15 protein-coding genes are annotated in these 13,275 nt (G+C 64.1%); 7 read left to right on the forward strand and 8 right to left on the reverse strand.

From position 1 onward, the window contains the following. Positions 1-165 precede the first annotated feature (165 nt). Positions 166-867, forward strand: a complete 702-nt coding sequence (locus IC761_RS27270) for a FecR family protein (protein ID WP_195799772.1) — start codon at positions 166-168, stop codon at positions 865-867. Continuing rightward, a complete protein-coding gene (locus IC761_RS27275; protein ID WP_195799773.1) occupies positions 867-2,006 on the forward strand; it encodes a hypothetical protein in 1,140 nt (379 codons plus the stop codon). The genes IC761_RS27270 and IC761_RS27275 overlap by 1 nt, the downstream gene beginning before the upstream one ends. A gap of 119 nt (positions 2,007-2,125) precedes the next feature. On the opposite strand, the gene IC761_RS27280 is transcribed toward IC761_RS27275, so the two are convergent. The 3 genes from IC761_RS27280 to IC761_RS27290 form a co-directional block, all read right to left on the reverse strand. Further along, positions 2,126-2,614: a VOC family protein gene (locus IC761_RS27280; protein WP_195799774.1), complete on the reverse strand. Its 489-nt coding sequence runs from the start codon at positions 2,612-2,614 to the stop codon at positions 2,126-2,128. 38 nt (positions 2,615-2,652) lie between these two features. Beyond that, positions 2,653-3,081 carry a VOC family protein gene (locus IC761_RS27285; RefSeq protein WP_195799775.1) on the reverse strand — a complete coding sequence of 143 codons (429 nt, stop codon included), beginning with the start codon at positions 3,079-3,081 and terminating at the stop codon, positions 2,653-2,655. A gap of 119 nt (positions 3,082-3,200) precedes the next feature. Further along, entirely contained in the window at positions 3,201-3,713 is a 513-nt protein-coding gene (locus IC761_RS27290) for a cupin domain-containing protein (RefSeq protein ID WP_195799776.1), read from the reverse strand. Between the two features lie 127 nt (positions 3,714-3,840). Between IC761_RS27290 and IC761_RS27295 the strand changes: the two genes are divergently transcribed. Next, a complete protein-coding gene (locus IC761_RS27295; protein ID WP_195799777.1) occupies positions 3,841-4,059 on the forward strand; it encodes a CsbD family protein in 219 nt (72 codons plus the stop codon). A gap of 57 nt (positions 4,060-4,116) precedes the next feature. Here the strand turns inward: IC761_RS27295 and IC761_RS27300 are convergent, their stop codons facing one another. Further along, the gene (locus IC761_RS27300; protein ID WP_195799778.1) at positions 4,117-4,578 is read right to left on the reverse strand and encodes an FKBP-type peptidyl-prolyl cis-trans isomerase; all 462 of its coding nucleotides are present in this window, start codon (positions 4,576-4,578) and stop codon (positions 4,117-4,119) included. 86 nt (positions 4,579-4,664) lie between these two features. Continuing rightward, positions 4,665-6,251 carry a gamma-glutamyltransferase gene (gene ggt / locus IC761_RS27305; RefSeq protein ID WP_195799779.1) on the reverse strand — a complete coding sequence of 529 codons (1,587 nt, stop codon included), beginning with the start codon at positions 6,249-6,251 and terminating at the stop codon, positions 4,665-4,667. Between the two features lie 197 nt (positions 6,252-6,448). Here ggt and trhO point away from each other — a divergent pair, with 197 nt between their 5' ends. Next, positions 6,449-7,216: an oxygen-dependent tRNA uridine(34) hydroxylase TrhO gene (gene trhO / locus IC761_RS27310; RefSeq protein WP_195799780.1), complete on the forward strand. Its 768-nt coding sequence runs from the start codon at positions 6,449-6,451 to the stop codon at positions 7,214-7,216. Then, positions 7,206-7,424 (forward strand): SlyX family protein, encoded by a 219-nt coding sequence (locus IC761_RS27315; RefSeq protein WP_246791328.1) that lies wholly within the window; start codon positions 7,206-7,208, stop codon positions 7,422-7,424. Before trhO ends, IC761_RS27315 begins: the two co-directional genes overlap by 11 nt. A 6-nt stretch (positions 7,425-7,430) precedes the next feature. Here IC761_RS27315 and IC761_RS27320 read toward each other — a convergent pair whose 3' ends face one another. After that, complete coding sequence (locus IC761_RS27320) at positions 7,431-9,335, reverse strand: diguanylate cyclase (RefSeq protein ID WP_195799782.1); 1,905 nt, start codon at positions 9,333-9,335, stop codon at positions 7,431-7,433. A 173-nt stretch (positions 9,336-9,508) separates the two neighbouring features. Next, entirely contained in the window at positions 9,509-9,724 is a 216-nt protein-coding gene (locus tag IC761_RS27325) for a hypothetical protein (RefSeq protein ID WP_195799783.1), read from the reverse strand. 109 nt (positions 9,725-9,833) lie between these two features. Here IC761_RS27325 and hemE point away from each other — a divergent pair, with 109 nt between their 5' ends. Continuing rightward, on the forward strand, positions 9,834-10,868 hold the full coding sequence (hemE, locus tag IC761_RS27330; RefSeq protein WP_195799784.1) for a uroporphyrinogen decarboxylase: 1,035 nt from the start codon (positions 9,834-9,836) through the stop codon (positions 10,866-10,868). Positions 10,869-11,211: 343 nt separating this feature from the next. Here the strand turns inward: hemE and IC761_RS27335 are convergent, their stop codons facing one another. After that, a complete protein-coding gene (locus tag IC761_RS27335) occupies positions 11,212-12,192 on the reverse strand; it encodes a Bug family tripartite tricarboxylate transporter substrate binding protein (RefSeq protein ID WP_195799785.1) in 981 nt (326 codons plus the stop codon). 156 nt (positions 12,193-12,348) lie between these two features. Between IC761_RS27335 and IC761_RS27340 the strand changes: the two genes are divergently transcribed. After that, the gene (locus IC761_RS27340; protein ID WP_195799786.1) at positions 12,349-13,260 is read left to right on the forward strand and encodes a LysR family transcriptional regulator; all 912 of its coding nucleotides are present in this window, start codon (positions 12,349-12,351) and stop codon (positions 13,258-13,260) included. Positions 13,261-13,275: the final 15 nt, after the last annotated feature.

Raw genomic sequence — 13,275 nt, forward strand, 5'->3', positions numbered from 1 at the left:
AAATCTGCGTCACCGCGGAGAAAAAGAAAGATCGCACTCATCATTGAACGCATTCCGCCGCAACTGTCACTAAGCATGACGCAGGTCCCGCCGCTTGTGATAATTACGCCACATCAGAAGCGCGCGCGATCCGGTACGATCAGGGACACATCGATCGGTTGCGAAATGAATTTGCGTTTTCTGCTTTTCCCCACCCTGTTGTCGGCAGCATTGTGCGCAGCGTCTGGTGCTCAAGCGCAAACGCGCGTCGGCGAAGCCGTCCTTGTCCAGAATGAGGTCGTGCGCGTGGCTGCGACCACGACGCCGATCAATGTCGGCGACAGCATGCTGCGCGACGAGACCGTGCGCACCGGCGCCGACAGCGCAGCGCGCTTCGTCATGGCCGACAGCACCAATCTGTCGCTTGGGCCGAGCGCGACGCTGAAGCTCGACCGCACCGTCTTCAACGACGAGCACAGCTATCGCGACGTCGCCATCCGCCTGGCCACCGGCGCATTCCGCTTCGTCACCGGGCATTCGGAGAAGACCGCTTACAGGATCACGACGCCGCTCGCGACCATCGGCGTGCGCGGCACGATCCTCGACATCCTCTCCCAGCGCGGCCGCTCCGTCGTTGTGCTTCAGGAGGGCGCGGCCAGCGTCTGCACGCTGAACTTCCAGTGCATTCAGCTGACCCAGCCCGGCGACACCGCGATCATCACTTCGACCGTCGGCAAGGTCACGATCACCAAGACCAGCGCGCCACCCTGGACCTTTGCTGCGACCTGCACCGCCAATGCCGGGCTATGCTCCATCAACCAATATGCCGACGCTTCGCCGACCATCACGCCCGCCGTCCATGACGACGGCATGCTGTGCGGGCGCTGATGACGGTGAAGCTCGATCTCAGACGCCTGGTCCTGGCCTGTGCGCTCGGCGCTGCCGCTGCGCTCGCACTGTTTGCGCTCGATGCGCGCCCGGCCGCAGCCCAGACCACTTGCGAGTCCGAATGCGGCGAGCCGACGCCCTCTCCGTCGCCGACCTATTCGCCGTCGCCAACGCCGAGTCCGTCGCCGTCGCCAAACCCCGATCCATCGCCAAGCCCATATCCGTCGTCAAGCCCGACGCCGACCGGCTCGGATTCCAGCAGCAACTCGGTCGGCGGCCTCGCCAATCAGCGCTTCAACCAGATGATCACCAACCGGGTGCTCGGCACGGTGCTGCTCGGCGTCAACGAGCAGGTCAATTGCAGCGACTGCATCAGCGCGTTCGGCTCGGCCGGCTCGTTCTCGGCCGGTATCCACGGCCGCAAGCAGCTCACCAACAATCTGTCGCTGCTCGCGGGCATCGCCTACACGCAATACAGCGAGGGCGGCTACCACATCACCAGCGCGCCGATCGGCGCCTTCGCGCTGCGATATGACTTCACCGACTGGGGCTCGTCGCGTCCGTTCTTCGACGTCGGCACGATCCTGACGCCCTGGGAAAAGGCGCGCTATACGCGCAGCTACAACACCAGCCTTGGACCGGTGAGCGTGACGAGCTCGACCGACGCGTCGAACTATGCGGTCTATGGCCGTGCCGGGTGGATGAGCCGCCTGTCACCGCGCGACGAGGTCGCGGCCTCCGTCGAGGTCTGGCAGCTCTGGCAGCGCGTCTCCGGCTACGCGGATAGTGCGGTGGCATTCAATCCGTTCGACGCCACCATCGCGACTGGCACTGACCGCACCAGCCTGGTCAAGATCGGCGGCCAATGGACCCATCTCTACGCCGGCAACATCGAAGCCGACATCAATGGCGGCTGGGTGCAGTCATTCGCCAGCCACAGCGGCATCGTCGCCACCGTAACCGGCGACGGCACGGTGGTGCCGACCATGGGCAACCAGGGCTGGTTCGAATATGGCGGCCGTCTCGGTTTTCGCGTGCAGAAGGGCTGGATCGTGGACCTCTTCGCCAACGGCACGCTCGGCCCGCAGCCGGTGGGCAACACCATCCATGGCGGCGTGGGGCTGAGGATCAACTACTGAGATCCTCGCACGGTCTCGTAGGGTGGGCAAAGCGGAAGCGTGCCCACCTTCTCTCTCGGCCGGGGACGGATGGTGGGCACGGCGCAAGCGCGCCTTTGCCCACCCTACGGCATCTCGCGTCACGCCGCCGACCTGCCCTCGAACGCGCGCCGCAAGACGTCCACGTCCAGCTTCACCATCTTCATCATGGCCTGCATCGCGCGCGCGGCCGCGGCCTTGTCGGGGCTGGTCAGGAAGTCGAACATCACCTTCGGAACCACCTGCCAGGACACGCCGTAACGGTCGTAGATCCAGCCGCATTGCTGCTCCTTGCCGCCATGGGCGAGAATTGCACTCCACACGCTGTCGACCTGGGCCTGATCGTCGCAATGAATCATCAGCGAGAACGCGTGGGTGTAGTCCACCTTCATCCCGCCATTGAGCGCGACCAGGGGCTGCCCGGCCACCGTGAACTCGACGACCACCACGGAGCCCTCCTTGCCGGACGGACCGTCCGAGACGTTGTGCTGGACGTGCGTGATCTCTGAATCCGGCACTAGCGAGACGTAGAATTTTGCGGCTTCCTCGGCGTCGCCGTTGAACCACATGCAGGGCACGACCTTGGACATTGTGAATGCTCCTCCTTGGCTTTTCGTAGTGGTTTCGATCAGGCGTTCGCCATGGCGGGCTGCGTCGGGGCCGCCGCGAGGTCCATCCAGTTCACACCCCACATATGACCATCAGGATCCTCGAAGCTGCGGCCGTACATGAAGCTGTATTCGTCTTTCGGACTGGGATCGGCTATCCCGCCCGCTGCTTCGGCTTTGCCGACGATGTCGTCGACCTCGTCGCGGCTGTTGGCGGACAGACAGAGCAGTACCTGGTTCGAGGTCTTGGCATCCGCGATGGGCTTAGGCGTGAACTGGCGGAATTTGTCGTGGGTCAACAGCATGGCGAAAATGGTCTCGGAGAAGACCATGCAGCTCGCCGTATCGTCGCTGAATTGCGGGTTCCTGACCGCGCCAACCGCCTCATAAAAGGCCGTGGCGCGCTTGAGGTCGGTCACCGGCAGATTGACGAAAATCATCCTGGGCATCGGAAGCTCCTTGGGAGGGGTTCCGCCCAAGGACGGATCGCCCGGCGGCCATCCGACACGGCTTCCAAATTTTTTGACCCGGGCCTGCGTAGTTCTGCCGCAGGCCCCCTCGTCAGGTCTTACTTCTTCTCGTTCGGGTCCCGGTGCACGGGATCGATCCACAGCACGGTCTCGGGCTTCTCGACCGGCTCGATGTCGAGGTTGATCGCAACCGCCTCGCCATCGCTGCGCACCAGCACGCATTCCAGCACCTCGTCGCGGCTGGCGTTGATTTCCTGGTGTGGCACGTAAGGCGGCACGAAGATGAAATCGCCGGGGCCGGCCTCGGCGGTGAATTGCAGGCTCTCGCCCCAGCGCATCCGCGCCTTGCCTTTCACCACATAGATGACGCTTTCGAGATGACCATGGTGATGCGCGCCGGTCTTGGCGTCGGGCTTGATGCTGACCGTGCCCGCCCACAATTTCTGCGCACCGACGCGGGCGAAATTGATCGCGGCTGCGCGGTCCATGCCGGCCGTCGACGGCACGTTCTTGTCAAGCTGGTTACCGGGAATGACGCGCACGCCGTCATGTTTCCAGCGATCGTCAGGATCGTGGTCATGGTGGGAATGCGAATGGTCATGGCCGGTCATGGGATTTTCTTTCTATTGGTTCCGTGCGGGCGAAACTAACCAAAGCCGCGACGTCAAGCCATACCAAAATAGGAACTCTCGTAGACGTCAAATGTTGTCCCGGCGAGCAAACTGGAAGGAGAGTTTCATGGGTAGCACGAGCGACAAGATCAAGGGCACCGCCAACGAAGCGATCGGCAAGGCCAAACAGGGCATCGGTGAAGCCACCGGTTCCGAGCGCTTGCAGGGCGAAGGCGCGGTCCAGGAGGTGAAGGGCAAGGGCCAGAAGGCCATGGGCGACGCCAAGGACACCGCGAAGGAAGCGATCGATCGCGCTGCTGCGGCCGCACGTCGCGCGGCGGAGTAGCGCGTACCGTGAGAATCGAAAAGACCGGCCTTTCGGCCGGTCTTTTTGTTCGTGCGTTTATTTCACCGCGAGCAATTCGACGTCGAACATCAGCGTCGCGTTCGGCGGGATCACGCCGCCGGCGCCGCGCGCGCCGTAGCCGAGCTGCGGCGGGATGATCAGCGTGCGCTTGCCGCCAACCTTCATCGAGGCAACGCCTTCGTCCCAGCCGGCGATGACGCGGCCCTTGCCGATCGGAAACTCGAACGGCTCGTTGCGATCAACCGACGAGTCGAATTTCTTGCCCTTCTGGCCGTTCTCGTAGAGCCAACCGGTGTAGTGCATCACGCAGATCTGGCCTGCCTTGGGCGAGGCACCGGTGCCGACGACGCTGTCGATTACTTGCAAGCCTGTAGCTGTGGTCATGGTCTTTCCTGCGGTCTGGGCCGAGGCCGTGGTGGAAACGAAGCCGGGCACGCCGCCGATCGCGGTGATCGCGAGGGCCGACGTGATGGCGAGGAGTGCGCGCTGAAAACGCATTAGACACCTTCCGTTTGAGGCGGGAGGTGTCTAGCGCAACAAGGATAACGTTTCCAGCCGTAACGTTTGCAGATCTGGCGCCTCGCTCAGTAGCCGAGCGCGCAGCCGTCCTTGCGCGGATCAGAACCCCCGGTGAGCGTACCCTTGTCCCAATCGATCCAGATCGCCTGGGCACCGCCGAGCGGGCCGACCACGTTGGTGGTCTTGTGGCCGAGCTTCTTCAGGCCCTCGACAATCTCGGCCGGGACGCTGTCCTCGAGCTGATACTGGCCCTCGTAGTGCAGGCCGCGCGGCATGTCGATCGCCTCCTGCACGTCGCAGCCATAGTCGAGGACGTTGGTGAGGAGATGGGTCTGGCCGGTCGGCTGGTACTGGCCACCCATCACCGCAAACGACATCGTCGAGCGGCCGCCCTTGGTGAGCAGGCCCGGCATGATCGTGTGGAGCGGACGCTTGCCACCCTCGATGCAATTGGGATGACCCGGCTGAATGCGGAAGCCGCCGGCGCGGTTCTGGAACAGCACACCGGTCTTGTTCGACACGATTGCCGAGCCGAAGGAATGCGCGACCGAATTGATGAACGAGCAGACATTACGGTCCTTGTCGACCACCGTGATGTAGATGGTCGAGGGATTCATCGGCGGCGCGACGTTGGGCAGGTCGAGCATGCCGTCCATGCGGATCTTGCTGATATACTGGTCGGCAAAGCCCTTCGCGAGCATCTCGGCGACGTTGATCTTCATGTGAGCGGGATCGGCCACATGCATCTCGCGATTCATATAGGCGATGCGCGCTGCCTCCGCCTCGAGATGGAAGCGCTCGACGCTGACGGGCGCGTATTTGGTCAGGTCGAAGCGCGACAGGATGTTAAGCATCAACAGCGCAGTCACGCCCGGGCCGTTCGGCGGGCACTGCCAGACGTCGTAGCCCTTGTACATGGTGCCGATCGGCGTCGTCGTTTCGGTGGTGTGTGCGGCGAAGTCGTCGAGCGTGTGCAGTCCGCCGATGCCGCGCAGGGTCTCGACCATGTCTTCCGCGACCGCGCCCTTGTAGAATGCGTCACGGCCGTCCTTGGCGATCACGCGCAGCGTCTTGCCGAGCTCGGGCTGGCGGATGACGTCACCGGCGACCGGCGGCTTGCCGCCCGGCAGCAGGTAGCGCACGGTGTTGGTGCCGCTCTTCAGCTTCTCGAACTGGTTCTTCCAGTCGAACGCGATGCGGGGCGCGACGACATAGCCCTCCTCGGCCGCCTTGATCGCGGGCTGGAGCAGCCGGTCGAAGCCGAACTTGCCGTGATCGCGCAGAACGGTCGCAAAGGCGTCGATCACACCGGGGATCGAGACCGCATGCGCCGAGGTCAGCGGCACGGAATTGATCTTGCGTTCGAGATACCAGTCGGCGTTGGCGGCCTTGGGCGCCCGGCCGGAGCCGTTATAGGCTGTGATCTTGCCTTCGCCGCGCGGCTGGATCAGCGCAAAGCAGTCGCCGCCGATGCCGGTCGATTGCGGCTCGATCACGCTGAGCACGGCAGAGCCCGCGACCGCCGCGTCCACCGCCGTGCCGCCCTCGCGCAGCACCTCGATCGCGGCCAGCGAGGCCTGCGGATGCGAGGTCGCGACCATCGCGTTGGTGGCGTGGACCGTGGACCTGCCGGGGAAGTGGAAGTTTCGCATCGAATTCTGCTCTCTTGAAGCCCTCTTGGGCCGTGGGCGCCGTCTCGGAAAAACCGGGCCTACATGACACATTCCGGCCGGTCCGGGCAATCCTGGCATACCAGAGAAATGGCTGCCATCCGCTGAGGGTATAGACGGTCATTAACCTTCGCCTCTGCGGGTTTTCTGGGCGCCGGCCGCCTGCTAAACGAGCCGGCATGACTTACAAGGTTTGCGCCTTCTACCAATTCGCCGCCCTGCCCGATTACCGCGAGCTGCGCGAGCCGCTACGGGCATTCTGCGCCGGCCTTTCGCTGAAGGGCAGCGTGCTGCTGGCCGCGGAAGGCATCAACGGCACGATTGCCGGCGCACCGGAGGCGATCGACGCCTTCGCCCATGAGCTCGCCCAGGCCGGCCTGTTCGGCGGCAGGCTGAACAATCTCGAATTGAAGTTCTCGACCGCCGAGGCGATGCCATTCGGCCGGCTCAAGGTGCGGCTGAAAAAGGAGATCGTCTCGCTTGGCGACGCTGCCGCCGATCCGACGCGGCAGGTCGGCACCTATGTCGAGGCCGCCGAATGGAATGCACTGATCTCGGCGCCCGACACGCTGGTGCTCGACACCCGCAACGCCTTCGAGGTCGCGATGGGCACGTTCGAGGGCGCGGTCGATCCCGCCATCAAGAGCTTCGGCCAGTTCAAGGATTTTGCCGCCGAGAAGCTCGATCCGGCGAAGCACCGCAAGATCGCGATGTTCTGCACCGGCGGCATCCGCTGCGAGAAGGCGAGCGCGCATCTGCTCGCGCGCGGCTTTGCCGAGGTCTATCACCTCAAGGGTGGCATCTTGAAATATCTGGAAGAGGTGCCGAAGGCGCAGAGCCGCTGGCGCGGCGAATGCTTTGTGTTCGACGAGCGCGTCGCGCTCGGGCATGGCTTGCGCGAACGGGCCCTACGTCAACAAGAATTGGACGCCGCACGTGACGAATGAGATCAAGACGCTGATCGAACGCATCGACACGCTGGAGACGCGCCTCGCCTATCAGGACGACACCATCGAGACGCTGAACCAGACCATCACTGCGCAGTGGAAGCAGATCGACGTGCTGACGCGGCAGCTCGCGCGGCTGAACGAACGGCTTCAGGAGGCCGAGGCGAACGCGCCGGGCCACGCCAACGAACGCCCGCCACATTATTGAGCGGGATTACTGCCCGGACGCCCTGGCCAGCAGGGTCGTGACCTCGCCCGACATCATCAGGCGGTCACGGCCGGCGTCCTTCGCGGCGTAGAGTGCACGGTCGGCGGCCTCCACCAGCGATCCTGCGCCCGCCGTGCGCTCGAAGGTCGGCCGGCAGGCCGCGCCGCCGATCGAGACGGTGACACAGGCCGCCGCCGGACTGGAAGCATGAACGAGACCTGCATCGTGGATGGCGCTGCGGATCCGCTCGCCGATCCGGGCGCAGCCGGCGGCATCGGTGTTCGGCAGCAGCATGGCGAATTCCTCGCCGCCGTAGCGGGCCGCGAGGTCGCCGACACGCTGCATCTCGGCCGCGATGATCTTGGCGACCACGCGCAGGCAGGCGTCGCCGGCGGGATGGCCGTATTCGTCGTTGTAGGCCTTGAAGTGATCGACGTCGATCATCAACAGGCCGAGGCTGGAGCGATCGCGATAGGCGCGCGCCCATTCCTCGTTCAGCCGCTCGTCGAAGCGGCGGCGGTTGGCAAGCGTGGTCAGGCTGTCCTCGATCGCGAGCGTCTCGAGCCTGGTCTCCAGCTGCTTCTGCTCGGTGATGTCGCGCGAGATCGCGACCACGCCGTCGACGCTGCCATTGTCCTTGCGCGTCACCCGCATGGTCGATTCGAGCCAGACCTCGCCATTCTGCCGGTGCGTGTTGCGATAGGTCACGCGGGCTTCGTCCTTCTCGCCACGCTTCATGGCATCGACGATGGCCTGGACCTGCGACACGTCCTCAGGATGGATGCCGGCGAGCGCGTTCGTGCCGATCAGCTGGTTGGCGCGCCAGCCGACCACGCGGTTCGACGACGGCGAGACGTAGCGCAGCCGCTCGTCCAGCCCGATGCGGGTGACCATGTCGCTGGAGCCTTCCGCGAGCAGGCGGAAATGCGCCTCCTTCTCGACCAGGGCGGCGGCCATGCGCTGGCCGCGCTGCAACTGCCGCACCAGCACCGCGCCGATGATCGCGATCAGCATCACCAGCGCGAGCACGTAGAGCATGCGGGAGATCGCGGCGGCGCGCCACGGCGCGAGCAGCTCTTCCTTGTCCACGGTGGCGAGCAGGACGAGCGGATAGTGGCCGGAGCGCTTGAAGAAGCTGACGCGCTCAGCGCCGTCCAGCGGCGACTTGAAATGATAGGCGCCGCTCGGCCGCTGCAGGCTGGGGTCGCGGAACAGCGGCGTGTCGGCGACGCTGCGGCCGACGAATTTCTCGTTGCTCGGGTTGCGCGCGATGATCAGGCCGTCGCCGTACATCAGCGTCACCGAGCTGTTACGGCCGATCTCGAACTGCTCGTAGAAATGCGAGAGATATTTCGAGCCGATCGCCGCGAGCACCACGCCGCCAAAGCTGCCGTCCGGCTTGTTGAAGCGGCGCGACAGGGTGACGACCCATTCGCCGTCCAACAGGCTCTTCACGGGGTGGCCGACAAAGGCCTCGCGCTTCGGCGAGAGCTGGTGGTAACGGAAGAACGCATCGTCACTGAGCGTCGAGGCGATGGTGCCGGGCGCGGTCAGCCAGTTGCCCTGATCGTCGATGATGGCGAGGCTGTGGACGCGCTCCATCGCCTTCTTGCGCGCCTCCAGCAGGTTCTTCAGCTTGGCGATCGTGGTGGGATCGGCGCCGTCCATCTCCAGCCGGCTGACGACGCCGACGACGCCGGAATCCAGCAGATCGAGGCTGTCCTCGGCATGCTGCGTCAGCGAACGGGCGACGTTCGCCATCTCGGTCTCGGCGCCTCTCAGCACGGTCTGGCGTGCCGACCATTCACTCCAGCCGCTGATGCCGAGGATTGCCACGCAGGCGAGCACGACGAACGCCGCCGCGCGCAGCGGCAGGCGGCTCCATCCGGCTCTCTGTGAGGCGACGTTCATGCGGCAAAATTCTCCGATCGGGGGAACTTCTGCCGCTTCTGTTATTGAACCCTGAAACGCTTGCCGACATTCGCCGGCATATGCGGGGGTTCCCGTACTCCTACGGACAGTAGCCTCGGCGGATCGCTAACAATGCGTTATCGAACCTGTCGGAAACCGGCGAGCCCTGAGCCTTAGCTGAAGATCGCCTTAACCTTCTCCCACAGCGACGGGTTGTCGGCATCCGCATCGGCCTTCGACGGTGTCGGCTGGGCGGCACTGACCGGATCGGACGCGGGAAAGCTGTCCTCGAGCCCGGCATCGAGCCTGGCATGGCCATCGGCCGCGAGCGCTTCGCGAAGATCGTCGGCGTGCTTGTCGTGCGGTGCGGGGTTGAATGTCTCAGCCATGGATTCCTCCTCCATTGACCAAGCCAACGCGGCGCATCTGCGCTGGTTCCTCTGTTCCCCCCGGGCCGGGCGGTGTATCAGGAACCTCAATTCTCCATCAGGACAGTTCGTGCCCCAGTCTGCGACAAAGCCCTTTATCGATGTGCTCTCCGGCCAGCGCCAGGCGATCCCGCCGGCCTGGATGATGCGGCAGGCCGGCCGTTACTTACCGGAATATCGCGAGGTCCGCGCCAAGGCCGGCGGCTTCCTCGATCTCTGCTTCAACCCGGAGCTTGCCGCCGAGGTCACGCTGCAACCGGTCCGCAGGTTCGGCTTCGATGCGGCGATCATCTTCTCCGACATTCTGGTGATCCCCTACGCGCTCGGCCGTTCGGTGCGCTTCGAGGTCGGCGAGGGTCCGCGGCTCGAGCCGCTGGATGATCCCGGCAAGGTCTCTGCGCTCGCCGCGCAGGCCGACTTCGGCAAGCTGGCGCCGGTGTTCGAGGCGCTCAGAATCGTGCGCGGCGCGCTCGATGCCAGGACCGCGCTGATCGGCTTCTGCGGCGCGCCGTGGACGGTTGCGACCTACATGGTCGCGGGCCAGGGCACACCCGATCAGGCGCCGGCGCGGATGATGGCCTACCGGCATCCGGAGGCGTTTTCGAAAATCATCGACGTGCTGGTGGAGAACTCGATCCACTATCTGCTGGCGCAGCTAGAGGCCGGTGCCAACGCCTTGCAGATCTTCGACACCTGGGCTGGCGTGTTGCCGCCAGTCGAGTTCGCGCGCTGGTCGATCGAGCCGACGCGGCGCATCGTCGAAGGCGTGCGCGCGAAAGTGCCGGATGCGAAGATCATCGGCTTCCCCCGCGGCGCCGGCGCGCAACTGCCTGGTTATGTCGAGGCGACCGGCGTCAACGCGGTCAGCATCGACTGGACCGCGGAGCCAGCGTTCATTCGCGAGCGCGTGCAGTCACGCGTCGCCGTGCAAGGCAATCTCGATCCGCTGGTGCTGATATCAGGCGGCGCGGCACTCGACCGTGCGGTCGACAATGTGCTGGCGAACTTCGCTGCGGGGCGCTTCATCTTCAATCTCGGCCACGGCATCCAGCCGGAGACGCCGATCGCTCATGTCGAGCAGATGCTGAAGCGGGTGCGGGGGTAATTTGTCCCGCCTCGAGGGCCGGAAACAAAAACCGCGAAAACAACCCCATGCACAGTACAAATCATTGAGGAATTTCGCTCTGCGCGGCCACAGGCCCAGCGGCCGCGACGTTTGACTCGTCGGGCAAAACAGGAGCACGATGGCATGACCCCGCCGATCGTGAGGGCAGCCGGCTTCAACGAGCTGCCGACTCAAGACCTCCAAGAATCTCACGGGCGCGCTTGATTGAAAAATCGATGCAACCGGCTTTTCAGTCTCGGGCGCGACCAGATAGCAATCGAACGCGCCTCCTTCCTTCGCGCAAATCTTGCTGAACATGATCTGCATGTGAAACTTCGCCGCGCTACTCCGGTCGGATCTTCGCAAGACTGATCACTCTGGCCCACTTCTCGGTTTCGCCGGCCATGACCGTGCCGAAGTCTGCGGGCGAACCGCCCAGTGCCGTCGCATCGAGGCTGCGCAGGCGCATCTTGAACCCGGAATCGGCCAATGCGGCGTTTGCCACCTTATTGAGCTGATCAACTATCCCGGTTGGCGTGTCTTTCGGCGCGCCGATGCCGAACACCGAGCTTGCCTCGTAACCGGGCACGAATTCGCCGATGGCTGGAACACTCGGCAACGCTTCGGATCGCGCTGCCGTCGTTATCCCGAGCGCACGCAGCTTGCCGCTACCGATGTACCCGATCGACGGCGCCAGGTTCACAAAGACGACCTGCACCTGGCCGCCGAGCAGATCCGTGATCGCGGGTGCCACACCTCGATAAGGCACATGCTGAAGATCAAGTCCTCCGGCTTCCTGCTTGAACAATTCCGCGGCGATATGTGTGATCCCGCCCACTCCACCCGAACCATAAGAGAGTTTTCCCGGATTGGCTTTGGCATGGGCGATGAACTCTGAAATCGTGTTGGCGGGAACCGATGGGTGTACCACCATCACCAGGGCGCCACGGGTCAGACCTGCGACCGGCGCGATATCCCGCAGGAAGTTGAAATCAAGATTTTCGTAAAGCGTCGCATTGATCGCGTTGGGCGAGCCAACCAGCAGGAGAGTGTGGCCATCCGGCGCCGCACGCACGACTGCATCAGTTGCGATGTTGCTTCCTGCTCCGGGCCGGTTCTCGACGATGAACGGCTGGCCGAGCTGCTCCGAGCACCATTGCGCCACCAGACGCGCAAGGATGTCATTTGGGCCACCCGCGGCGAAGCCAACCATGATCCGGACCGGGCGGGACGGATACGTATCCGCGCAAGCGTGGCCGGACAGCAGAGGAGGCGCGGCCAGCCCCATTGCAAGGTGCAGAAACTGACGTCGGGAGGGACGCATTGGGTTTGCTCCGTCGAACCTGCACACGCGCCGGCTCTCCTCAACGGCTGAGGATAGTTGATGCTGTCATAAGCGCATAAGGCTATTGTCGGATGACACCATCTCAAAACGGAAATGGGTGCTTTCATGCAGATGAGCGATCGCATCGGAAGACGAATGAAGCTGCACGACCTGCACGTGCTGATGGCGGTGGTGCAGGCCGGCAGCATGGGCAAGGCGGCGCTCATGCTCGATACCACCCAGCCCAATGTATCGCGAGCGATCGCGGAGCTTGAGCGTACGTTTGGCGTTCGCCTGCTGGATCGCCACCGGCGCGGCATCGAGCCGACCGAGTGCGGCCGTGCCCTGCTCGATTGCGGCACCGCCGTTTTCGACGAACTACGCCGGGGCGTGAAGAGCATCGAATTCCTGGCCGACCCCACCGCCGGAGAAGTGCGGATTGGAAGCACGGCCTTTCTGGCGGCCAGCCTTGTTTCCGCTCTCGTCGATCGGCTCTCCCGGCGTCATCCGCGGATCAAATTTCAGCTCGTGACTGGCTACATAGAGGCGCTGCACCGCGACCTGAGCGAGCGCAAAGTCGATCTGTTGTTCGTGCGGAGTGGTGGCCCGATTGCCGACGAGCGGTTGCACTTCGAGTTTCTTTTCGAAGAGCGCTATGTTGTCGCGGCGGGTGCCAAAAACCCATGGACACGGCGGCGCAAGATCCAGCTCCCCGATCTGGCGGACGAGCGTTGGGTGCTTCCACCGCGAGAGAGCGTGATCGGATCCATCATCACGCACGCTTTTCTCGCCCGCGGACTTGAGTATCCACGCGCGACGGTCGTCACCGATTCCCCCCATATGCGGGTCAGCCTGCTGGAAACAGGACGCTTTATCACGGTTTTCCCGGCTTCCGCACTGAAGTTTCTCACCAGGGGAGCGGCGCTCAAGGTCTTGCCCGTTGAACTGCCGGCGGCACGTCGACCGAACGGGATGGTCACCGTCAGGGATCGCGCCGTCAGCCCGCTTGTGCAGCTCGTCATGGACAGCGCCCGTGAGCTCGCAAAGCCAATGGCGAAACGAACGTGACAGACACAATGTCTG

The organism is Bradyrhizobium commune, from assembly GCF_015624505.1.
GTDB lineage: Bacteria > Pseudomonadota > Alphaproteobacteria > Rhizobiales > Xanthobacteraceae > Bradyrhizobium > Bradyrhizobium commune.